This window comes from Paenibacillus sp. sptzw28 (assembly GCF_019550795.1).
Taxonomy (GTDB): Bacteria; Bacillota; Bacilli; order Paenibacillales; family Paenibacillaceae; genus Paenibacillus_Z.
In genome coordinates this window covers 4,789,389-4,811,364 of sequence record NZ_CP080545.1, presented here as the reverse complement: position 1 = coordinate 4,811,364, position 21,976 = coordinate 4,789,389, and the positions used below count along the sequence as shown (strand labels likewise).

The window sequence follows — 21,976 nt, the reverse complement described above, 5'->3', positions numbered from 1 at the left end:
GCGTTGAAGCGAGAAAAGGGAGTTGTCCATATGATCGTTATTACAAACAGTAACGTAACGGAAGAACGAATAGGTGAAATCGTGCAGCACATTGAGAAGGCCGGCGTGCAGGCGCACGTATCGCGCGGTACGGACCGGACGGTGATCGGCATTATCGGAAAGGCTGAACCCATGCTGGCAGAGCATTTGCGCCAAATGAAGGGTGTCGAGAACGTGATCAAGATATCGAAGTCATACAAACTGGCGAGCCGCGATTTCCATCCGGACGATACGATAATTGAGATAAAAGGCGTGAAAATCGGCGGAGAGCACCTTGCTGTTATGGGCGGTCCGTGCGCAGTAGAGTCCCCGGAGCAAATCGACGAAATCGCCCGTCTTGTAAAAGCGGCCGGCGGACAGGTGCTTCGCGGCGGTGCGTTTAAGCCGCGCACCGGCCCTTACAGCTTCCAGGGCGTCGGTGTCGAAGGACTTGTGATGATGGCAGAGGCGGGCAAGAAGCACGGCCTGCTGACCATTACGGAAGTCATGACGCCGGAATATGTCGATGTATGCGCCGAATATGCCGATATCCTGCAGGTGGGAACGCGCAATATGCAGAATTTCGACCTTCTCCGCAAGCTGGGCACTATTAAGACTCCAGTACTGCTTAAGCGTGGTTTCAGCGCAACATACGACGAATTTCTCAATGCCGCCGAATACATTTTGGCCGGTGGAAATCCGAACGTTATGCTTTGCGAGAGGGGCATCCGCACATTTGAATCGTACACGCGCAATACGCTGGATCTGGCGGCCATCCCTGTACTGCAGCAGCTTAGCCATCTGCCGGTCATATCGGATCCGAGCCACGGTACAGGCCGGCGTGAGCTTGTTGAACCAATGTCTAAGGCTTCCGTCGCTGCAGGCGCTAACGGTCTCATAATCGAGATGCATACCGATCCTGACAACTCCATGACGGGTGATGGAGTGCAGTCGTTGTTCCCCGATCAATTCGCCAAATTACTTAAAGAACTTGAGCAGCTCGGGAACCTCGTAGGGAAACGTTTCGATACTCCGAAGGAGCCGGCTGAATTTTTCCAGACATGGAAGATTTAGTGCCATTTTAAATGATCCCATAGGATAACACTGGAAGCCGCTGCCGCCTTGTTAACAAGGCCTGCGGCTTCTTTTAGGTTGTAAATGAAAATATTTCGACAAATGTGTGATGATACCTGACACTCACTTAAAAAATACCTTACATAACTATTGACTGCCGCCCAGCCTAAATTTTATAATAGCCTCATAGTTTCGCGCAAAAATTGAACATTTACAGTTCAATACTAAGCAAACGTTCGGAAATGGAGGAAATTTTTAAATGTCAGCACAAAATGTACTAAACACCATCAAAGAAAATAATATCCAGTTTGTCGATTTCCGTTTTGTAGACCTTTCGGGTCGCGCGCACCACATTACCCTTCCTTCGACAGAAGTTGAAGCTGAAACGTTCGTAAACGGCGTAGCTTTCGACGGTTCGTCTATCCCGGGTTTCCGCGGTATCGAAGAATCCGACATGGTTATGATGCCGGATACTGAAACCGCTTATGTGGATCCCTTCACGGAACATCCGACACTCAACATTATGTGTAACATCCATACGCCGGACGGCGAGCGTTATGATCGCGATCCGCGCAGCATCGCTCATAAAGCAGAAGAATTTCTGCAAAAGTCCGGTGTCGGTACAGCTGCATTCTTTGCTCCTGAATCCGAATTCTTTATCTTTGACGACGTTCGCTATGAAAGCACAATGAACTCTTCTTCCTATTCGGTAGATTCCGAAGAAGCGGCTTGGAATACAAACCGCAAAGAAGAAGGCGGAAACCTTGGCTTTAAAGTAGGCGTTAAAGGCGGTTATGTTCCGGTTGCACCTATCGACTCGCAGCAGGACATCCGCAGTGAGATGGTACGTCTGATGCAGGAAACAGGCCTTCGCGTCGAGCGTCATCACCACGAAGTTGCAACGGCTGGACAAGCTGAAATCAACTTCCGCTTCGATACGCTGACGAAAACCGCCGACAACCTTCTCAAATATAAATACATCGTGCAAAATGTAGCCCGCCTTAGCGGTAAAGTAGCTACGTTCATGCCGAAACCGCTTTTTGGCGACAACGGTAGCGGTATGCACGTTCACCAATCCATCTTCAACGGCGATTCCCCGCTGTTTTATGAAAAGGGTGCTTATGCAAACCTTAGCCCGATGGCTATGCACTACATCGGCGGTATTCTGCACCATGCACCGGCATTGATCGCTCTTACGAACCCATCGACGAACTCGTTCAAACGACTCGTTCCTGGTTACGAAGCACCGGTTAACCTGGTATTCTCCAAAGGTAACCGTTCTGCTGCAATCCGTATTCCTGTCGCAGCTGTTACGCCGAAAGGCTGCCGTATCGAGTTCCGTACGCCTGACTCCACGGCAAACCCATACCTCGCTTTCGCGGCTATGCTGCTTGCGGGTCTTGACGGTATCAAACGCAAAATCGATCCGGTTGCTCTTGGCTACGGACCTTTCGACAAAAACATCTATGAGCTGTCCGATGAAGAGAAGAAAGAAATCCGCTCGGTACCGGGTACGCTTGACGAAGCGCTTGACGCTTTGGAAGCAGACTTCGAATTCTTGACGGAAGGCGGCGTATTCTCCAAAGACTTCATCGAGAACTACGTGGCATTCAAACGCCAGGAAGCAAAAGCTGTTTCGATTCGCGTACATCCGCACGAGTACAGCCTTTACTTCGATTGCTAATTTGCAATCATCAATTACTAAAACCAGCGAACTCTCCTTTTTGTGGGAGTTCGCTTTTTAATTTTGTCAAAACCCGAATGTTTGGTTTGTTTAAAGTTGCATACGTTCGACTTTTCTACTTGAAGCAAACCTTTAAACTTGCTATCATAGCCATATGCAAACAGAAGACTGGAGAGGATTACGGTGACGAAACGCGCATATAATTTCAATGCTGGTCCGGCCGCGCTGCCGCTTGAAGTGCTGCAGCAGGGGCAAGAGGAGTTTGTGAATTTTGCGGGCGCAGGCATGTCCATAATGGAAATGTCGCACCGGAGCGCCATTTACGAGCAGGTCCATAACGAGGCACAAGCATTGCTGCGGGAATTGTTCGGAATTCCTGACAATTACAAGGTACTGTTCCTGCAAGGCGGGGCAAGTACGCAGTTCGCAATGATCCCGATGAATTTGCTCACAGCGGGCAAAGCGGCATCATTCATAATGACGGGAAGCTGGGCGGAGAAGGCGATCAAAGAAGCGCAGCTGATTGGAGAAGCAGCAATTGCAGCCTCTTCGGAAGCGGATAAATTCAACCGGATTCCAAACCTAGCCGACATTCAGCTGCCGGCTAATGCGGCTTACCTTCATGTAACCTCGAACGAAACTATCGAAGGTACTCAGTATACGGCATTCCCGGAAACAGGCGATGTACCCCTGGTTGCCGATATGTCGAGTGATATCTTGAGCCGTCCGGTGGACGTCAGCAAATTCGGGCTGATTTATGCAGGAGCTCAGAAAAATCTCGGTCCTTCCGGTGTGACGATTGTTATTGTACGGGAAGATCTGGTGGCGGCCAGCCCTAAAAACATACCAACCATGCTGCGCTACGACACGCATGTGAAGAATAATTCGCTTTATAACACTCCGCCTTCATACTCGATTTATCTGATGGGCCTTATGCTTAAATGGGTGAGAGCGAAGGGCGGCGTTTCGGCAATAGAGCAGTATAACCGCGACAAAACGAAGCTTATTTACGATGTTATCGACCAAAGCGGAGGCTTCTACCGCGGCTTTGCCGACTTGAGCAGCAGATCTGCAATGAACATTACGTTCCGGATTCAAACAGAGGAACTTGAAAAGCAGTTCGCCAAAGAGTCGGAGCAGCAAGGCTTTGTCGGATTGAAAGGCCACCGCAGCGTCGGCGGTCTGCGCGCTTCGACTTATAATGCCGTTCCACTTGAGAGCTGCAGGGCGCTAGCAGAATTTATGACCGATTTTCAGCAGAGAAACGGCTAAATCGTTCGCAGGACGAGTCGATTCAATTCCGCACAAGCGGGCCAGTTCTAAACCTTCGCGGCCCGCGTTACGGCAACAGACCGCCCGACCTTCTGCCACATGAAGGTCGGGCGGTCTCTATTCTGCGTAATCATTATATAGAGATATTAGCCTTGCATTAAGCTAAAGAGGAGTCGGCAGCACTAGGACCTGTAAGCTTATAGCCTACATTACGCACGGTCATAATGTATTCAGGTGTCCGGGCATTATTCTCGATTTTATCCCGGAGATGGCTGATGTGAACGTCTACTATACGCGTATCGCCAAGGAAGTGATAATCCCATACGCCATGCAGCAGCTGCTGGCGGCTCAGCACCTTCCCGCGGTGGCGGCAAAGGAACAGCAGCAGCTCGAATTCCTTAGGCGTCAGCTCGACCGGCTTGCCCTCGATGCGAACCTCACGCTGCTCCGACAAGACCTCGAGCCGTCCGATTTCGTGGATGATGTTCTCGCTCGATCCGGGAAGCGACTGCGTCCTGCGGAATATGGCCTGGATCCGGGAGAGCAGCTCCTGCGGCGAGAATGGCTTAGTCATGTAGTCGTCAGCGCCGTTGTCGAGTCCGGCGATTTTGTCGGTTACATCCTGCAGAGCGGTCAGCATGACGATCGGGACAGCGTTATTTTGCTTGCGAAGCTCACGGCATACTTGAATACCGTCCATTTTGGGAAGCATGAGATCTAGGACAATGAGGTCGGGACGAAACGGCTTTAATATTTCGAAAACTGCTTCTCCGTCTTGTACACAGCGTACGTCGTATCCGGCAAGCTTCAAGTTGAATTCGATCAGCGTGGAGATGGAGGGCTCGTCGTCAACGACTAAAATTTTCTTCTTCATCGATCCTGTTCTCCTTTTCTTACGATATGGATTTATTATGACAAGCGACGTTGTTCATTAGATTAAGTAAACGTTAAACCTATGTTAAATTGTTCGATTAATTCATGTATAATAGACAGGGCCTGAGAGGTGAAAGAGTAAATGGCATTTCATATCGTACTCGTCGAACCGGAAATTCCGGCGAACACAGGAAATATTGCCCGGACTTGCGCCGCTACAGGAACTCATTTGCACTTGGTGCGGCCACTGGGCTTCGATACCGACGACAAAACATTAAAACGTGCCGGACTTGATTATTGGTATGCGGTAAATGTTCATTATCACGACTCGTTTGAGGAGCTTCCACGGTTATTTCCGGGCAGCCGTTTTTTCTGCGCCAGCACGCGTGCGACGAAACGGTATACCGACCACTCATTCCGGGACGGCGATTTTTTCGTCTTTGGAAAAGAGACGAAGGGTCTGCCGCAGTCGATTCTGGATGCGCACCCGGAAACGTGCATGAGAATGCCGATGACCGATAAGGTTAGATCGCTGAATTTGTCGAATTCGGCCGCAATCGTTATATATGAAGCGTTTAGGCAGCTTGATTTTGCCGGATTGGAATAATAAAGGAGTGAGCAGAATGACCCATAATCAGACCATACCGCAAACGGATTTCGCCATTATCGGCGGCTCCAGCATGTTCTCTATTTCTTTTCCCGAGGACTTGGACAGAAAGGACGTAACCGTACTGGAAACGGGCCTGACATTTGAGACGCCATACGGGACAAGCCCGGAGTTTAAACTGTTTGAAGTCGGCGGTAAACGGGTAATTACGGTGAAAATGCATGGCTGGAGACCGAATGTCGTAACTCGGGGCGTGGCGTCGCAGCAGGTATTTTGGGTATTTCAGCAGGCAGGCGTGAAGAAAATTTTTGCTGAAGGAGGAGTTGGAAGCATCAATCATCTGCTCGAGCTTCGCGACCTCGTGATTCCAAACGACTACATTGACCAATCTATGCGGAAGGACATCGGCCTGGGCGGTCCTTATTTACTCGTAATGCGCGAGTCGATTTGCAAATCGCAATCGCACCTGCTGGCGGAAGCGGCCAGTGAACGTGTCGAAAGACGACAGGAGAAGCCTCGACGGGTCTATACCCGCGGTGTCTATGTTAACACGGACGGACGGCATTTCGAAAGCCCGGCTGAGGTGCAGATGTACCGCCAAGCGTATGGCGATGTGGTGGGGCAGAGCATTTGCCCCGAAGTTTATTTGGCGCGGGAAATCGGCGCGTGTTATGCGGGCGTTTATATGGTCGTGAATTACGCGGAGGGCATTATCAAGGATTGGGAGCACAAAGATTTGAGCGATATTTTTTATAACGAATCTCATACGATCGGACACATTCTGCTGGATGCGATGACGCATACCGAGGCGGAGCAGACCGATTGCAGCTGTTTGAGCCTTAGAAAAGCAACATTATTGCAGGATATTAAGAAAATATAAAAAAGGGCAGGAAAAAGGAACGCCCTATCGAAACTTATAGGTGACCTAGAATTTAAGACTACAGGAGAGGTGAACTTGTTGAAACCGGCTGGAGTAGTGCGTAAGGTCGACCAACTGGGCCGTATTGTTCTGCCCAAGTCGCTGCGCAAAAGATATCAGATGAACGAAGGCGACCCCGTGGAAATTCTTGTCCAGGGTGACCATATCATTTTGGAACGTTACCGTCCCCGCTGCGTTTTTTGCAGTTCCATGGAGGAAGTCCGTGAGTTTAAGGAACGATACTTATGCTCCGTCTGCATGACGGAAATGACAGGATTGCGCCGCGCTTAAAGCGGTGAAAACATCGAAAAAAGCTTCCGGCGATTGATCATTCATTCGCCGGAAGCTTTTTTTTTCTTCGAACTTACAAGCCTTTGGTCTTGTCGTCATTGTATGACGCTGTGAGCATGGCGACCAGGAACAATACAAAGACGGTGATTACGATCAGAAATTTTATCGTCATCCTGCACACCTCCAATACGCTATTTTTATTATACCCAACGGGGATGGAAAAGAAAATGCGTTAAGATGTGAACAAGTTGTTACAAGCGCGATTCATGCTTCCCGCGTGTGCTGTGCACAACCGTGTATAAGCGGGGCATGCGCCAGAAATAACAAGATTGCCAGAGGGTCTATTTTGTTGCTCCCCGGCCCGTTTGAGCGTAAAATATGAGGTATTGGTAACGGGGAGGCGAACGTATAGTGGACTATCGGTTTTCGGGCAATGTCGAACGGCTGCAATCATCGGCCGTTCGGGATATTTTAAAGCTTACGCAAGGAAAGGAAATTATTTCATTCGCAGGCGGACTTCCCGCAGAGGAACTGTTTCCGCTTGAAGCGGTTCATGAAGCGGTTGACCGGGTATTTGCGGCAGGCAAAGGCGCGCTGCAGTATGGTTTGACCGAAGGATATTTGCCGCTGCGCGAACAGCTCTGCGCTCGAATGGCTCAAAAAGGGATGACGGTTGAACCTGACCAAATGATTATGACAACGGGCTCCCAGCAGGCTATCGATTTGATCGTACGGGTCTTGCTGGAGCCGGGGGATGTCGTCCTTGTCGAAAACCCGACTTATTTGGCGAGTCTGCAGGTATTTAGTTTAAGCGGCTTGCGGGTAGTTCCGGTTGAAAGCGACCACGACGGAATGATAATATCGGAAGCTGAGCGGCTGGTTCGGGAGCATAAGCCGAGGCTTGTCTATGTGGTGCCCACCTTCGGCAACCCTACAGGACGCACATGGAGTCTTGAGCGCCGAAAAGGACTGCTCGACATCTGCAGCCGATGGGGAGTTCCGATTCTGGAGGATGATCCTTACGGTGATATTAAGTTCGATGCAGGCGCAACGTATCCGACCTTGTTTTCATTAGCGGGAAGTGCGGATGGCGGAGGCGTACTATATACGAGCACGTTCTCAAAAACCGTTGCACCGGCGCTGCGAACCGGCTGGGCGATCGGGGACCGCAAGGTGATCCGTATGATGGCCAAAGCAAAACAGGCAGCCGATTTACACTCCAGCACGCTCGATCAACAAACACTGGATCAGCTGCTCAGGCATTTCTCGCTTGACGTTCACATCCGCAAGATAGGCGACGCTTACGGCGAGCGGATGAGGCAAATGCAAGCTCTGCTCCGGCAGCAGGGCTGGGAGGACGTTAAATGGGTTCAGCCCGAGGGTGGAATGTTCTTGTGGCTGGAGCTTCCGGAGGCGCTGGATGCGGAAGCGCTGCTCCGCTGCGCGGTTAGCAAAGGCGTAGCCTTCGTACCGGGAGCGTCCTTCTTCGCGGCTCAACCGCAGCGCAACACCGCGCGGCTGAACTTCACTTATACGCATGGCGAGCGAATGGCGCTGGGCATTTCGCGGTTCGCCGAAGCGATAGGCGAGTTTACCGCACGCCGCTGACGATACGGAAAAAACAATCTGACCGGCTCCCTACGGAAACCGGCCAGATTCTCGAGAAACCCACGTCTTATCCAAGACGGTGGGTTTCTCGTTGTTATAGGGCATTTCGAAAGTGGAGAAGGGAGGGTTAGTCCACCCCGGGCCTTACCAAGCAGCTCTAAGAGTTTTCCAAAGGAAAACTTTGTTCTTCCTCTCCAAGCAGATCTCTGAGAGTTTTCCGAAGGAAAACTTTGTGGGCATTTATCGTGAAGAGCGCTAATAGTTAGTGTGTCCCCCTAGGGACAAGCGAGTCTGCGTACAGATGCGGGTGGGATGCGTCTCTTCAACTCTTACGTTCTACCTTCCAGGTGTCCAGAGGGCGGAGCCCTTGGGGTCCCCCGAGAGTTTTCCGGAGGAAAACTGCATCGGAAGCATACGCTCAGGGGGATTTAGGGGGTGGGCTACATTAGGGGGTGCTCGTAATCGTAAACTGTCCGTTATGTATTACAACCGGACTGCAGGCCAGCCGTTCTCCCGGGACGTTCGTCGACTCCCCGGTCCCGGCGTCGAACGACCAATAGTGAAGGGGGCAAATGAGTTCATTCTCCAGAGGCCGGACTTCACCGCCTGCATGCGGGCAAACAGCGGACACCAGCTTATATGTCGGCTGCTCATCCCCTTTGCATACCGTCCGCAGGATGAAATAGGGATCGTTGCCGATCGTTATAGATGCCGGGAAGTCGGTAATGTCCAAGACGGTGCCGATCGCGTGATAGCCTTCCGGTAAAATAAAATTTTCACTCATCGTTCGATTCCTCCTTCTTTAGTCTGCCGCTGCGGCGAGTTCAGCCAGGCTTCAATCACATCGGCATATTCCACGACTGCGGCGGCACCGGATTCCTTCAAGCGGTAGACGCCCCGCTCAACGCGTTCAAACCAGCCGTAGTAATCCTTCTGAAGGATCAGGCTCGCCAGCCTGACCTCGGTAAGCTCAGCCGCTTTGCGCGGCGGCAATTGGCCGTGCTCTTTAAGCGCCCATGCGATTCGAAGCGCTTTTTCCCGATAAGCGGTAACGAGCTTGCGCCTTGTGCTGCCTCCCGTATTGTAATCCCCGCTCCTTTCGCGGAACTCATGAATGAGCCGGGTCTGCCGGACCCGCCGAATTCCGCGCCGCGGCGGGTCTCCGGGCTCGCACAGAAGCTCAATGACCGGTGCTTTCGTCTTGAAGAAGGTTACCGTCATCAAGCCGAGCCCGAGCATCCGGCACAGCTCCGAGAGATCGCCGAAACGCTGGTTGTGAGCGCCGCTCTTCTTCCGGTTTCGTTCTACCGCCAGCATCACTTGTCCGCTCAGCCGCAGCCGTTCGATGCCCTGCAAAAGCAAGGCGAGATTGAACGTTTTTTTCATTTCGACGAGAAAGGTGTCGCCGCTGTCCGGGTGGATTGCGACTAAGTCACAGTGCATCACTTCGCTTTTGACCTCGAAGCCCTGTGCTTCGAAATAGGCTTTAACCGGCTTGTAAAGCTCGGTTTCATGTTTGACGGCCATGCTCGGTGCTCCTTTCCCTTTGCAGCTCTTTGGAGATTATAACACAAAATAGCGCGGCCTCCATTATGAAGCTCTGTCCGTCTTGGTAAAACCTTGTTTGCACTATTTTCCGCATGGACAGACAACAACGGCATCCTTTTGCGCCTGTGAATTCATGTTAATCTGCTGGCATTTTCCAGTGCAGCCTGGGCTTCCCGTACAAAGCGTTGTCCCTCAATTTGGTATTCCTTTTGCCTTAGTTTGGGAGTAGTTCAATTGCCTGTAGTTTCCGATTTATTAATGTCTTGGTAAAGAAAGGCGAACGGTGGAGAAATCTAGTTTAAAATATAGGGCAACTTCCCTCGCAAACACGCATAGGATTGTATTACTTCAACAAAATGCCGGGAAGCGTCAGAGACGGATAGATGGTGACCCGCAGGGAATAGGCGGCTTGTAGCAACGGGAGGGACGAAAGGAGGTACGTCATGGACATTTTGAAACGTATATCGGCGTACAAGGCGGAGAGTGAGAAGCTGGCGTGGACGGGGACGTTTAAGGAATACATTGAGCTGCTCAAGCAGGATCCGGCTCCGGCTATGACAGCGCATGCCCGCGTTTATGAAATGATCGAGTCGTTCGGGGTGGTGGAAAATTCCGGGCATAAGAAATACAAATTTTTTGAACAGGAAATATTCGGCCTGGATCGCGCGGTTGAGCAATTGGTGGAGGAATACTTTCATTCCGCTGCACGGCGGCTTGATGTGCGCAAACGGATACTGCTGCTCATGGGTCCGGTCAGCGGCGGTAAATCGACGATTGTGACGATGCTTAAGAAAGGTCTTGAACAATTTTCCCGGACGGAGCGGGGGGCGGTCTATGCCATTAAAGGCTGTCCGATGCATGAGGAGCCTCTGCATCTTATTCCGCATGAGCTGCGCCCGGAAGCGGAGCGTGAGCTGGGTGTCCGGATTGAAGGGAATCTCTGTCCGTCGTGCCAAATGAGGCTGAAAACCGAATATGGCGGCCAAATTGAAAATGTGCTGGTTGAGCGCGTGCTTATCTCGGAGGAGAGCCGGATCGGGATCGGAACCTTCAGTCCGTCCGATCCGAAATCGCAGGACATCGCCGATCTAACAGGCAGCATCGATTTTTCGACCATTACGGAGTACGGCTCGGAATCGGACCCCCGCGCATACCGGTTTGACGGCGAGCTCAACAAAGCGAACCGCGGACTGATGGAGTTTCAGGAGATGCTCAAATGCGACGAGAAATTTCTATGGAATTTACTGTCGCTGACACAGGAGGGGAATTTCAAGGCCGGCAGATTCGCGTTAATTTCAGCTGACGAGCTGATTATAGCGCACACCAACGAATCCGAGTATAAATCTTTTATCAGCAATAAAAAGAACGAGGCTCTTCAATCACGGATGATCGTGATGCCGATTCCATACAACTTGAAGGTGTCGGAGGAAGAGAAGATCTATACGAAGCTGATCGGGCAAAGCGATATGAAGCATATCCACATTGCGCCGCATTCGCTGAGAGCTGCTGCTATTTTCTCGATTCTTACCCGTCTGAAGGAGACGAAGAAGCAGGGAATGGACTTGGTCAAGAAGATGCGCATGTACGATGGCGAAGAGGTGGAAGGGTACAAAGAAGCGGACCTGAAAGAAATGCAGAGCGAGTACATTGAGGAAGGCATGTCGGGTATTGATCCGCGTTATGTCATTAACCGTATCTCCAGCGCTCTTATCAAGCAGGATTTGCAATGCATCAATGCTCTCGACGTGCTGCGCGCGCTGAAAGACGGACTGGATCAGCATCCGTCCATTACGAAGGACGAACGGGAGAGGTACTTGAATTTCATCTCCGTCGCGCGGAAAGAGTATGACAATCTGGCCAAGAAGGAAATTCAGAAGGCCTTTGTCTACTCGTATGAGGAGTCGGCCAGAACCTTGTTCGAAAACTACCTCGACAATATTGAATCGTACTGCAACTGGACGAAGATCAAAGATCCGCTGACCGGGGAGGAAATGGATCCGGATGAGCGTCTCATGCGCTCTATCGAAGAGCAGATCGGCGTATCGGAAAATGCGAAAAAAGCTTTCCGCGAAGAAATATTGATTCGCATCTCCTCCTATTCGCGAAAAGGGAAAAAGTTCGACTATAACAGCCATGAGCGTCTTCGCGAAGCGATCGAGAAGAAGCTGTTCACCGATTTGAAGGATATCGTTAAAATCACCACCTCGACCAAAACGCCTGATGAGCGGCAGCTCAAACGGATCAACGAAGTAACGAAGCGGTTGATGGATGAGCATGGATACTGCCCGGTATGCTCTAACGAGCTTCTGCGGTATGTAGGGAGCCTGTTGAACAGGTAATTACGGATTGAATGATCGGTTCCGATGAGCCGCAGTACGCCCCGTGCGTACTGCGGCTTTTAGGCGTTATTACCGGCTTCGGAAGGATGGTATTTCCCGTTGAATATGATAGAATAGGAACATTAGTTCTTACTCTGGCAAAGGGAAGTGTCGCGGATGAAGCTCATGCTGCTTGATGAACGGGGAGAACCCGCTGTAATCGATATCGCCGATGTTTGTATGATTTTACCTACTAGGAGCGGGCCGGAGTTCGTAACCACGGAAGGAGTGTTTCGTCTTCCGCAGACAACCGTTCAGCTGTGCCGGCTTTATGGGGAGTACGGGTTCGAACAGGTAGACAGGGGCGCGATTGTGAACTTTGAATAAAGCGGCTGCGTTTGATGCCGGCCAGCGGAAGGTTTACTTCAGTGAACGGGGTAAGGACGGTGAGCTGCTGTACTCAACCGTCTCGACGGCGAATGCGGGAAAAGTAAAGCACCTGATCCGGGAATCCGGTTATACGAACGGGAATTATGTATCCGCTGCCGTAACTGGTTGGCTGGATGCGCTTATCAGATTCACGGGGCATGGCAGGCTTATTTAACTTTTGATTTATATGTTATATAAGTTGACATGAAGATTGGAATTCTGTATGATTTAGGTAACATAATCCAAATGCACCTGTTTAATCTCTTTTTTAAAGTAACATGAACATTACACCGAGTTAACGATGATGGCTTTGGAGGCGGTTAACATGTCGATGGCGATCCAGTCGCAGTTCCATCCCTATGATTCGCAATCGTTTTATGATGAAATGTTCGAGAAAGATCTTTCGGTACGTTCTCATTATGAAGGCGTCCATCGAACCTTCACCCGAATGAAGCCGCCAGAGCTTGCTGCCAGACATACTGCACTTCAGCAAAGAATGATAGAGGAAGGCATCACTTTTACGCTTTATTCTCCGAATCAGTCGGAACCGTTGGAACGAACGATTCCCTTCGACTACATCCCCCGCATCATACCGAAGCATGAATGGGAATTCATTGAGCGGGGGATGAAGCAGCGGGTCAAGGCGCTCAATGCCTTTACACGGGATATTTACCACGGGCAGCAGATCGTGCGGGACGGCGTTATTCCGAGGCAGATGGTCATCGGCAATACGTATTTCCGTCCGGAAATGGCCGGCCTAGAAGTGCCGCGGGATATTTACATGACCGCTTCCGGCATCGATTTGATTCGCGACGAGAAAGGCCGTTACTTTGTGCTTGAGGACAATTTGCGCACACCATCGGGGTTCTCTTATCTGTACAAGGGCCGAAGCTTGATGTGCGAGTTGTTCCCAGACCTGTACCTGTCCAGCAAGGTTGCGGATGTCGAGCGCAGCCTGAACATATTTCTAAGCTCGCTTCGCAGTCTTGCTCCCTCCGGTCAACGCAACCCTCTCATTGTGCTTCTTACGCCCGGCGCATACAATTCGGCTTACTTCGAACATGCATTTCTGGCCCAGCAAATGGGCATTCACTTGGTGGAAGGGCGGGACCTCGTTTACAAGGACCACAAAATATATTTACGCGACCTTCGCGGATTGCGGCAGGTCGATGTCATTTACCGCCGGCTCGACGACGAGTTCCTCGATCCGCTTGCTTTTCAGCCGGATTCGCTTTTAGGCGTGCCCGGACTGATGAACGCTTACCGTGCAGGCAACGTCGCTATAGCCAATGCGCCCGGCACCGGCGTTACCGACGACAAAGCCGTCTATGCTTATGTGCCGGATATGATCCGCTACTATTTGGCTGAGGAACCCGTTCTGCATAATGTTCCGACCTATATTTTGTCGCGCAAGGAAGACCGGGAGTATGCGCTAGAGAATTTGGAACAGCTTGTGGTGAAGGAAACATCGCTGTCGGGCGGGTACGGCATGCTGATCGGGCCAACGGCGACTCAGAAGGAGATTTCCGCCTTCTCCGAAGCAATCCGCCTGGACCCGGGGCGGTACATTGCCCAGACCACCATGAACCTGTCACGGGCACCCGTTATGATTGGGGGCGCGATGACGCCCCGCCATATCGATTTGCGCGCATTCGTGCTTATGGGCGCTGAGACGCATGTTATACCGGGCGGATTAACAAGGGTTGCTCTTACGGAAGGCTCTCTGGTCGTCAACTCTTCACAGGGCGGCGGCGTTAAAGATACCTGGGTGTTAAACCGTTAAATACGAAAGCCAACGGAAGCGGAGGGATGAACGATGATGAGCCGCAATGCGGAGGCGTTATTTTGGATCGGTCGTTATATGGAGCGGGCGGAAAATCACGCCAGACTTATTGATGTCCACTACCACCTGCAGACGGAAGACTTGCAGGGTCTTCAGCTCGCGGGGCAGGAAGAGAAGACGGAAACATTGTGCAAGTGGGGCCGCATCGTCGACGCTTTGGGCAGCCGTGCCGCTTATGAACAGCAATACGGCGCATTTACAGAGCAGGACGTCGTGCATTATGTGACGCTTGACCGCGACAATGCGAACTCTCTGGTGACGTGCGTAAACCATGCAAGGGGCAACGTCCGCTCGATGAGGGAGAAGCTGCCAAGCGAGCTTTGGGACGCGATCAACGGTTTTTATCTGTGGCTAAGGGAAAAGCAGTCAAGCGATTGGGGACGGGAATCGCCTCATCAATTTTTTGGCCGGATCAAAGAGTGGACGGCGCTCTTTAACGGCATTTGTCAATCGGTTATGCCGCGCGAGAACGAGTGGCATTTTATCGAGTGCGGCCGTTACCTTGAGCGGACGGAAAACACGCTTCGCATTATGCAGTCTGTACGGACAAACGGCACCAGAAACGCCGAACCTCCGGAAGAAATGGAAGAGATCTACCCGTTTCTGCAGGCGGTGCTCCGCTCGGTGAGCGGTTACCAAGCGTTTCGCAGATATTATGCAGACGGAGTCCTACCGGATGCGATTGTTGAATTTCTTGTTTTGAATACGGTATTCCCTCGCTCGGTGCACTTCGCTCTGCATGAACTGGATGCACACCTTCGCGGAATCGACCTGCAGGAGAAGCAGATGCGGGTGGCACACGACCGGATCATCCGACAAGTAGGCAAGCTGAAGGCGGAGCTGGCCTGTTTGGAACGGGAGGATCTCACGCTCGACCCGGATGGAAAGGTGACCGGCAATTTGCTTCAGGCCGCTCAGCAGCTCGGCGTTACGTTCGCGCATACTTTTTTTCGAATCGGGGAGGCAACGGCATGAAGCTGCGCATCTCCCATACAACCAAATACTCCTACTCAAGCCCGGTTACGGACAGTGTCAATGAGCTAAGACTGACACCGTTTACGAACGAGCAGCAATCATGCTATCAGCACTCGATTTCAGTTGAACCGGGCGCATCGCTCTTCAGCTACGATGATTTTTTCGGCAATCGCGTGCATGCGTTCTCGGTGAGCGAGCCGCACAGAAAGCTGACGATTCGGACACAAATGACAGTTGTAACTAAGGAGGCGGCAAATCAGGCTGCTGTCGGAGACAGGATGCAGCCGAAGCTGACTTGGGAATGGCTCGCAAGTGAGGACATTCAGAACCGGTACGCGGAATATTTGCTGCAGACAGACTATACTGCCGTGACCCCTGAAGTGATTAGTTTCGCGGAAACGCCGCTTCCGGGAGATTACCTTGGTGAGCAGAGCGTATATGATTGGCTTACCGGGATGTCCAAATTGATCCGTTCCGAATTTATTTACGATCCGCAGGCGACAAATGTGCAGACGGTAGCAAGCGATATGATCCGAAGACGCCGCGGGGTTTGCCAAGACTTCGCCCATCTGATGATTGCGGCGTGCAGGGCCAAAGGGATTCCCGCCCGTTATGTGAGCGGGTACCATTTTGTCGGGGATCTGCAGGGCGGGATCGCCGATTTCGAACAAGCCTCGCATGCGTGGGTGGAGGCCTATACACCGGCATATGGCTGGTGCGGATTCGATCCCACCAACGAATCCCCGGTCGACGAACGATATGTGAAATTAGGCCATGGACGGGATTATAAAGATATTGTTCCCGTAAAGGGCGTTTACCGGGGAGCGGGTGAATCCAATCTTGAAGTGACCGTGGATGTGAAGAGGATCGAAATTTGACAACGATGATGTTCATAACGGTATAAGAAAACGAAGCAGGCCGCGAACGGATTCGTTCGCGGCCTGGCGACTATTCATCCCCATGCGGGAAATTTCAAATTACAAAATAGGGGTTTGGCTTCTTACGCGTTCCCGTTCAAACCGGTCGAGCGCTTCTGCCGCATTTTTCACATCTTCTTCATGCACCTGAAGCTTCGTTAGGACGTTTCTATGGTTACCTGGATTGAACCCGGTGTTAGAGAAGCCGGCGACTGGCTGATTTTCCTCTACGCGAAGACGACATCGAAACCCTTCATTATGCAGATAAGCGTGTTTTTCCTGCAATTCATCCGCTTGGTTTCCTGTTGCGGACATAATCGTTTTCCAGCGGCTTGATCGGAATACAATGGCTACCAGGAATAAGAACAGCGAGACCCCAACGACAATTAACAAAGTCTTCATTGTCATTCACCTCTTCGTTCCGGGGAAAATCCCCTGTATACGTATACCATAACCTTCCGCTTGCAAGGTGAAACAGCAGGAGTGGAAATTGGGCCAACCACCTCTCACAAAATCTTTCGGCTGTCAAATGAATTTGCGGCTCGTCTTCTTCCCGTCGCAGCTGAATACAATGCGTTTATCCTCGACTACCGTTTCCAAATGGACTGATTTGCCCCATAATTGAACCACGTGAGGCAGCGTGCGTTCCACATACTTCAGATCGAGTTCCACCCCCTCATATTGGTGAACGAGAAACAGCTCGCCAACCCGGTTGAAATCCCCATCGGAAACGACGATGCTCGGGAATCCGCCGTTTACCCGCGAATATACCAGCTGGTCGCGGATCGACTCCCATGTTTTATCGGTTATTTTCCACTCGGCGCCTTTTTTCTCGAATACGTATAAGTCGAGGTCCTCGACCAGCTTTTTGCTCAAATAATTGCGAAGGAACGAGATATCGGAATCGAATTCCCGCACCTCGAATATTTTCTCGCGCCCGACACCGGGCTTGCGTCCGAAACGTTCCTGCTCCTCTTTCGTCGGATTGTCCCAGCGGCGCTCGATGTCTTCGAATATTTTGAGGCCCAAGTAGTAAGGATTCAAGCTGTGCCGCGAAGGCTGAACCACGGATGAATTAAGATGCGCGAATTCGATTGTCTCCTCACTGGTCAAATCAAGCTCGCGGATAATGCGCTGATGCCAGTAGGAAGCCCAGCCTTCGTTCATGATTTTGGTTTCGATCTGCGGCCAGAAGTAAAGCATTTCATCGCGGAGCATGGACATAATGTCCCGCTGCCAGTCCTCCAGAATAGGGGAGTATTCCTCGATGAACCAGACGATATCTTTCTCAGGCTTTGGAGGGAACTGCTTGGTTTCGTTCAGCCTGGAATCGGAATCCTCTGCAGACCGCGCTTCCTCATCAAGAGACCATAAATCCTCGTAGCCGAATTTGGGCGGAACTTTGCCCGTCTTTTTCTCTTTGTTCAGAAGCTCGATGTAACGCGATTTATCGAGCTGATAAGGCTTGATAAGGGTCGGATCGATATGCTCCTGTATCGCCAGCACCGCATCGATGAAGCGTTCGACGGCTTCGGTACCGTACTCCATTTCGTATTGACTCACACGCTCGGCAGTGGCCGACATGCTTTCGACCATATTTCGGTTCGAACCGCCGAAGCGCGCATTGTTTTTGAAAAAATCGCAATGCGCCAGCACGTGGGCGACAATAAGCTTGTTCTGAATGAGCGAGTTGCCGTCGAGCAGAAACGCATAGCATGGATTGGAGTTGATGACGAGTTCATAGATTTTGCTCAAGCCAAAATCATATTGCATTTTCATCCTATGGAACGTTTTGCCGAAGCTCCAATGGCTGAAGCGGGTCGGCATGCCATAAGCACCGAAGGTGTAAATAATGTCGGCCGGGCAAATTTCATACCTCATCGGGTAGAAATCGAGACCGAAACCTTTGGCGATTTCCGTAATTTCATCAATTGCCCGCTCCAGTGCAGTTATTTCATCCTGGCGCAACCGTCACTCCCCCCACGAAAGACCGATTTTTTATGTTCATATCTATATGTATGGGGAAGCTTCCGGCGTTATGCGGTGACACTGACGCGCAGATCAAATTGATTCTGCCCGGAAGGTTGTTGTGTGATATATTAATAGTGTGACAGCGTTATCAACATCAATAAACGTTCCCGTACCTTTTACAAAGGGAGAATGCCAGCATATGCCATCTATTATCGCACAGGAATTTCATGGGTTGCTGTACATCATGAGCGCCTGTCTCATTTTTCTGATCGTCACTCCCAAAGCGTTATTCGTCAATCGCCGGAGAAAGCTTCTGTTTGTGTGCATCCTGTTTGTGCTTACCGGTTTTTATATAGGGACGGAAGTGATTGACCCGCTTGTGTACGCTCTTCATCTTACGCCGGTATCGCTGGCGCTGGCCGTTATGTTCGAAGGCTTAATACCCGGTTTTTTTACATGGGCGGCATTCCTGGTATGCGGAATCGCCGTCGTAGGGAATGACTGGGTTGCTACAGCAGCCGGTACGACGATGATGCTTCTGCTCGGTATGCTGTTTCATTACCAACGTCTGGCATTCAGCAAATACGGTGAGATCGCGTTATCCTCGGTACTGCTGGTGTCGGTTCATTTAGCCGTATATTTAGTTGTGTATTTATTGCGGGGGTATACGGTAAATATGGAGCAGTTAACGGTTGCGTTGACGGGGACATACTTGTCTACATTGCTTGTCAGTTATACCTATTATCAGGTCAAAAAGCAGGAGAAGCTTCGGGAACAGCTATTTAATGCGGAGAAGTATCAAATGATCGGGCAGCTGGCAGCTTCAATCTCTCATGAAATACGCAACCCGTTAACGACGACACGCGGTTTTCTGCAAATGATGGGCAAACCAAATGTAAGCCCGGAGGCTTTGGAACGATACCGGCTGCACGCCATTGAAGGAATTGAGCATGCAAGCTCGATTATTTCGGACTACCTGAACTATTCCAAGCCGACTGTTGAGGAACCTGGACCGATTGACATCCGGACCGAAATAGACGGTCTCATCCCATGGATTTCTCCATTGTCCGTCATGTCTGGAATCGAAATCCGGATCAAGCATCTCGATGTCGAGCCGCTGTACATTGTCGGAGAACAAAAAAAGTTTCAGCAGTGTTTGCTGAATTTGCTTAAAAATGCCATCGAAGCGATGCCGGATGGCGGTCAGCTGACGCTCAGAACATGGTCAGACGGCGAGCGGGTTTGCCTGCAAATTGCCGATACCGGGAGCGGTATGAACGAACAGCAGCTTAAACGGATCGGGCTGCCGTATTTCACTACAAAAGAAAAAGGAACCGGCCTCGGACTGATGGTGGTCATCAGCCTTGTTCAGGTAATGGGCGGTGAGATTTCCTTCCGCAGCAAGCCGGGCCACGGCACGAAGTGCGATCTCCGTTTCAAGTCATACAGACAAGTGGAATCGGGCTCGGCCTGAGGGTTGAATGCCGGGTCCGGGAAGATCCGGCTCAACCCGACGAACCGCACAGACCCGCAGAGCCGGCAGACCCCGTGACCCAGCAGACCCCGTGACCCAGCAGACCCGCAGCTCCCACACTCGTTACATTACTAAGAGAGAGCCTAAGAGCCCTTTATCGATGCTTATCAGTCGCGGTCGGGAAGCTGACTTACATAGCTGTCTGACAGATGGAGCAGCTTAAGCGCCCGATTGTATTCGTCCAGTGAGGCTTTGGAATCCGAATTTCCGAGTCCCTGCAGCGGGTGATGGGAGCCATCCTCATAGCCGGCTCCCGATACAAACAGGGAATGGTCGGCTATGAACGAGCCAGAAGGCAAATAATAGCGTTCAGGCAGTAAGTTTGACGATTGATTCAGCAGATCCTGTCCAAAATAAATATGATCCTTTAGCGAAACCCCGGTTAAATTCGCAATAGTCGGCATAATGTCCGATTGGCCTCCGATTTGGGTCATAACAGCCGGTTTCGTCACATCGGGTGAGGTAATTACGAGAGGAATGTTCAGCATATCCGCATATCCGTACTCGCGGCCGTATATCTCTTGCATTAACTCCTTATCGTCGCGGTTCAGCGAATAGATGGGGAGCCCGAGATGATCGCCGTAAACGACCAGTATGCTGTTATCCCAAATTCCGCGCTTTTTCAGATCGTCGATGAACAATCCCATCGTATAATCCGCATAGTTTTGCGCACGGATATAGTCGCCGACGAATGTGCCCTCATACCGGTCCGGAAGAGTCATTTTATACTTTCTCTCCGGTATCGTGAACGGGTGATGGGCCGTCATTGAAATGACCTGCGCATAAAACGGTACCCCGTCATGTCCCATTTTCTCCAGCTCTTCAGCCGTTTTCCCATACAGCTCTTCATCGGAAGGCCCGAAGAACACCGTATCGTCCTGGCCAAAGAACTCCTGGTCATAATAACGGTCGAAGCCAAGCGCTTCATAAAGCTCCTTGCGGTTCCAAAACTCCACCGAGTTCGTATGAAAGGTGGCCGTCCGGTAGCCTTGTTTTGACAGAAGCTTTGGAAGGCTCGGAATCGCTTTATTCGCATATACCTGAGAGGCGGCGCCTTTCGGCGGAATCAGAAAGGATGTGTTTACTACGAATTCGGCGTCGGAGGTGTTGCCCTGCCCGACCTGCTGGAAGAAGTTTGGGAAATAGAAGTTCTCTCGTGCCAGCTTATTCAAATTCGGCGTAATTTCCTTGCCGTCAATTGTAAGGCCGACCAGGAAGGTTTGGAATGCCTCGAGCTGCAGGATAATGACATTTTTTCCGGCCGCAGCATTCCAGTAGTGCGGTGAAGCCGGCTCTTCAATATTCTTTTCCTTGTTGATCGCTTCCTGAGTAATCACATTTATATCGGTTAATTCTTGATTGTTACCGGCTAGCAGAGTGTAAAATTCATAGTTGAGTATGCCCATATCTTCCGCTTTAACGATTTCGTTCATGCTCGCACGATTAGGATAAATACTGAAAAAACAAAGTCCGAGAGAGACCGTAAATAGAGCTGTAACCGCTTTTCTGTTTGCTTTCTTTGAGCTGATCGTTTTCCAGGCTTGAGCCGTTTTCTTCCTGAACACGATAAAACCGAGGACGATAATGTCCAGAAATATGAGAAGATAATACGGATCAAGGAGCGAAAATACGCTGCTCTTCACCGCTGTCACCTGGGTGACCTGCCCAAGAGCGTGATAGGTGACGATGACACCGTAGTATTTGTAATACATAATGACTGCGAACATAACGGCGGTCACGATAAAATTGGCTGCCATATAAAAACCGAGCTTCCGTTTGGTGGCAAACATTTCTATGAGACAAAACATTAGCCATATAAATGGAATTTCCGTTATCAATATTGTCCAGGACAGGCCACCGTCGAAAATCACGAAATAAGCCAAGGCACTTTTCAAAAGTAGAATGAGCGTAAAAAAGATGAATGGTTTCATACGCAATAAGCGCGCGGGATGAAGTGGAGGCACGATGCCCAACCTTCCTTTCGCTGCCTCAAAACTAGGCGGAATGATCATAGCGGGGATGAAGTAATCGGAAGCTATGTCTTTATTTGATAATAGAATTATTATGCTCTCGGATGACCGGTTTGTCAAAGCTT

At 50.8% G+C, this 21,976-nt stretch carries 20 protein-coding genes; 14 read left to right on the top strand and 6 right to left on the bottom strand.

Features of this window, described 5'->3' with window-relative positions:
• Positions 1-30: 30 nt before the first annotated feature.
• From aroF to serC, 3 genes are all read left to right on the top strand, one after another.
• Positions 31-1,092, top strand: a complete 1,062-nt coding sequence (gene aroF / locus KZ483_RS22010; RefSeq protein WP_220349664.1) for a 3-deoxy-7-phosphoheptulonate synthase — start codon at positions 31-33, stop codon at positions 1,090-1,092.
• A gap of 259 nt (positions 1,093-1,351) precedes the next feature.
• Entirely contained in the window at positions 1,352-2,776 is a 1,425-nt protein-coding gene (glnA, locus tag KZ483_RS22005; protein WP_220349663.1) for a type I glutamate--ammonia ligase, read from the top strand.
• 183 nt (positions 2,777-2,959) lie between these two features.
• Positions 2,960-4,048, top strand: coding sequence for a 3-phosphoserine/phosphohydroxythreonine transaminase (gene serC, locus KZ483_RS22000; RefSeq protein WP_220349662.1), 1,089 nt, complete (start codon positions 2,960-2,962; stop codon positions 4,046-4,048).
• Positions 4,049-4,205: 157 nt separating this feature from the next.
• On the opposite strand, the gene KZ483_RS21995 is transcribed toward serC, so the two are convergent.
• Positions 4,206-4,922, bottom strand: a complete 717-nt coding sequence (locus KZ483_RS21995; RefSeq protein ID WP_220349661.1) for a response regulator transcription factor — start codon at positions 4,920-4,922, stop codon at positions 4,206-4,208.
• A 141-nt stretch (positions 4,923-5,063) separates the two neighbouring features.
• Here KZ483_RS21995 and trmL point away from each other — a divergent pair, with 141 nt between their 5' ends.
• The 4 genes from trmL to KZ483_RS21975 all read left to right on the top strand — a co-directional run bounded on the left by trmL (position 5,064) and on the right by KZ483_RS21975 (position 8,346).
• Positions 5,064-5,528 carry a tRNA (uridine(34)/cytosine(34)/5-carboxymethylaminomethyluridine(34)-2'-O)-methyltransferase TrmL gene (gene trmL, locus KZ483_RS21990; protein ID WP_220349660.1) on the top strand — a complete coding sequence of 155 codons (465 nt, stop codon included), beginning with the start codon at positions 5,064-5,066 and terminating at the stop codon, positions 5,526-5,528.
• A 16-nt stretch (positions 5,529-5,544) separates the two neighbouring features.
• A complete protein-coding gene (locus KZ483_RS21985) occupies positions 5,545-6,408 on the top strand; it encodes an MTAP family purine nucleoside phosphorylase (RefSeq protein WP_220349659.1) in 864 nt (287 codons plus the stop codon).
• Between the two features lie 78 nt (positions 6,409-6,486).
• Entirely contained in the window at positions 6,487-6,738 is a 252-nt protein-coding gene (locus tag KZ483_RS21980; RefSeq protein ID WP_220353605.1) for an AbrB/MazE/SpoVT family DNA-binding domain-containing protein, read from the top strand.
• Between the two features lie 411 nt (positions 6,739-7,149).
• Positions 7,150-8,346 (top strand): aminotransferase-like domain-containing protein, encoded by a 1,197-nt coding sequence (locus KZ483_RS21975; protein ID WP_220349658.1) that lies wholly within the window; start codon positions 7,150-7,152, stop codon positions 8,344-8,346.
• Positions 8,347-8,791: 445 nt separating this feature from the next.
• Here the strand turns inward: KZ483_RS21975 and KZ483_RS21970 are convergent, their stop codons facing one another.
• Both KZ483_RS21970 and KZ483_RS21965 read right to left on the bottom strand, forming a co-directional pair.
• The gene (locus KZ483_RS21970) at positions 8,792-9,130 is read right to left on the bottom strand and encodes a Rieske (2Fe-2S) protein (protein WP_220349657.1); all 339 of its coding nucleotides are present in this window, start codon (positions 9,128-9,130) and stop codon (positions 8,792-8,794) included.
• On the bottom strand, positions 9,127-9,873 hold the full coding sequence (locus KZ483_RS21965; RefSeq protein WP_220349656.1) for a DUF2161 domain-containing phosphodiesterase: 747 nt from the start codon (positions 9,871-9,873) through the stop codon (positions 9,127-9,129). Before KZ483_RS21965 ends, KZ483_RS21970 begins: the two co-directional genes overlap by 4 nt.
• A gap of 464 nt (positions 9,874-10,337) precedes the next feature.
• On the opposite strand from KZ483_RS21965, the gene KZ483_RS21960 reads away from it, so the two are divergent.
• The 6 genes from KZ483_RS21960 to KZ483_RS21935 all read left to right on the top strand — a co-directional run bounded on the left by KZ483_RS21960 (position 10,338) and on the right by KZ483_RS21935 (position 16,337).
• Entirely contained in the window at positions 10,338-12,233 is a 1,896-nt protein-coding gene (locus tag KZ483_RS21960; protein WP_220349655.1) for a PrkA family serine protein kinase, read from the top strand.
• Positions 12,234-12,389: 156 nt separating this feature from the next.
• Positions 12,390-12,599, top strand: a complete 210-nt coding sequence (locus KZ483_RS21955; RefSeq protein WP_220349654.1) for a hypothetical protein — start codon at positions 12,390-12,392, stop codon at positions 12,597-12,599.
• Complete coding sequence (locus KZ483_RS21950) at positions 12,592-12,816, top strand: hypothetical protein (RefSeq protein ID WP_220349653.1); 225 nt, start codon at positions 12,592-12,594, stop codon at positions 12,814-12,816. Before KZ483_RS21955 ends, KZ483_RS21950 begins: the two co-directional genes overlap by 8 nt.
• 150 nt (positions 12,817-12,966) lie before the next feature.
• The gene (locus tag KZ483_RS21945) at positions 12,967-14,424 is read left to right on the top strand and encodes a circularly permuted type 2 ATP-grasp protein (RefSeq protein ID WP_220349652.1); all 1,458 of its coding nucleotides are present in this window, start codon (positions 12,967-12,969) and stop codon (positions 14,422-14,424) included.
• Positions 14,425-14,457: 33 nt separating this feature from the next.
• Positions 14,458-15,459 carry an alpha-E domain-containing protein gene (locus KZ483_RS21940; RefSeq protein WP_220349651.1) on the top strand — a complete coding sequence of 334 codons (1,002 nt, stop codon included), beginning with the start codon at positions 14,458-14,460 and terminating at the stop codon, positions 15,457-15,459.
• The gene (locus tag KZ483_RS21935) at positions 15,456-16,337 is read left to right on the top strand and encodes a transglutaminase family protein (RefSeq protein WP_220349650.1); all 882 of its coding nucleotides are present in this window, start codon (positions 15,456-15,458) and stop codon (positions 16,335-16,337) included. Before KZ483_RS21940 ends, KZ483_RS21935 begins: the two co-directional genes overlap by 4 nt.
• Before the next feature lie 99 nt (positions 16,338-16,436).
• Here KZ483_RS21935 and KZ483_RS21930 read toward each other — a convergent pair whose 3' ends face one another.
• Both KZ483_RS21930 and KZ483_RS21925 read right to left on the bottom strand, forming a co-directional pair.
• The gene (locus tag KZ483_RS21930; RefSeq protein WP_220349649.1) at positions 16,437-16,778 is read right to left on the bottom strand and encodes a hypothetical protein; all 342 of its coding nucleotides are present in this window, start codon (positions 16,776-16,778) and stop codon (positions 16,437-16,439) included.
• 123 nt (positions 16,779-16,901) lie between these two features.
• Positions 16,902-18,344, bottom strand: coding sequence for a SpoVR family protein (locus tag KZ483_RS21925; protein WP_220349648.1), 1,443 nt, complete (start codon positions 18,342-18,344; stop codon positions 16,902-16,904).
• 202 nt (positions 18,345-18,546) lie between these two features.
• Here KZ483_RS21925 and KZ483_RS21920 point away from each other — a divergent pair, with 202 nt between their 5' ends.
• Positions 18,547-19,821 (top strand): sensor histidine kinase, encoded by a 1,275-nt coding sequence (locus KZ483_RS21920; RefSeq protein ID WP_258881373.1) that lies wholly within the window; start codon positions 18,547-18,549, stop codon positions 19,819-19,821.
• A gap of 167 nt (positions 19,822-19,988) precedes the next feature.
• Here KZ483_RS21920 and KZ483_RS21915 read toward each other — a convergent pair whose 3' ends face one another.
• Entirely contained in the window at positions 19,989-21,812 is a 1,824-nt protein-coding gene (locus tag KZ483_RS21915; RefSeq protein WP_220349647.1) for an LTA synthase family protein, read from the bottom strand.
• Positions 21,813-21,976: the final 164 nt, after the last annotated feature.

What these genes read in the sequence shown, in the direction of transcription:
- aroF (WP_220349664.1), top strand. Translation starts at nt 31, where the DNA reads ATGATCGTTATTACAAACAGTAACGTAACGGAAGAACGAATAGGTGAA.
- glnA (WP_220349663.1), top strand. Translation starts at nt 1,352, where the DNA reads ATGTCAGCACAAAATGTACTAAACACCATCAAAGAAAATAATATCCAG.
- KZ483_RS21995 (WP_220349661.1), bottom strand. Translation starts at nt 4,922, where the DNA reads ATGAAGAAGAAAATTTTAGTCGTTGACGACGAGCCCTCCATCTCCACG.
- trmL (WP_220349660.1), top strand. Translation starts at nt 5,064, where the DNA reads ATGGCATTTCATATCGTACTCGTCGAACCGGAAATTCCGGCGAACACA.
- KZ483_RS21985 (WP_220349659.1), top strand. Translation starts at nt 5,545, where the DNA reads ATGACCCATAATCAGACCATACCGCAAACGGATTTCGCCATTATCGGC.
- KZ483_RS21970 (WP_220349657.1), bottom strand. Translation starts at nt 9,130, where the DNA reads ATGAGTGAAAATTTTATTTTACCGGAAGGCTATCACGCGATCGGCACC.
- KZ483_RS21965 (WP_220349656.1), bottom strand. Translation starts at nt 9,873, where the DNA reads ATGGCCGTCAAACATGAAACCGAGCTTTACAAGCCGGTTAAAGCCTAT.
- KZ483_RS21960 (WP_220349655.1), top strand. Translation starts at nt 10,338, where the DNA reads ATGGACATTTTGAAACGTATATCGGCGTACAAGGCGGAGAGTGAGAAG.
- KZ483_RS21955 (WP_220349654.1), top strand. Translation starts at nt 12,390, where the DNA reads ATGAAGCTCATGCTGCTTGATGAACGGGGAGAACCCGCTGTAATCGAT.
- KZ483_RS21945 (WP_220349652.1), top strand. Translation starts at nt 12,967, where the DNA reads ATGTCGATGGCGATCCAGTCGCAGTTCCATCCCTATGATTCGCAATCG.
- KZ483_RS21940 (WP_220349651.1), top strand. Translation starts at nt 14,458, where the DNA reads ATGATGAGCCGCAATGCGGAGGCGTTATTTTGGATCGGTCGTTATATG.
- KZ483_RS21935 (WP_220349650.1), top strand. Translation starts at nt 15,456, where the DNA reads ATGAAGCTGCGCATCTCCCATACAACCAAATACTCCTACTCAAGCCCG.
- KZ483_RS21930 (WP_220349649.1), bottom strand. Translation starts at nt 16,778, where the DNA reads ATGAAGACTTTGTTAATTGTCGTTGGGGTCTCGCTGTTCTTATTCCTG.
- KZ483_RS21920 (WP_258881373.1), top strand. Translation starts at nt 18,547, where the DNA reads ATGCCATCTATTATCGCACAGGAATTTCATGGGTTGCTGTACATCATG.
- KZ483_RS21915 (WP_220349647.1), bottom strand. Translation starts at nt 21,812, where the DNA reads ATGAAACCATTCATCTTTTTTACGCTCATTCTACTTTTGAAAAGTGCC.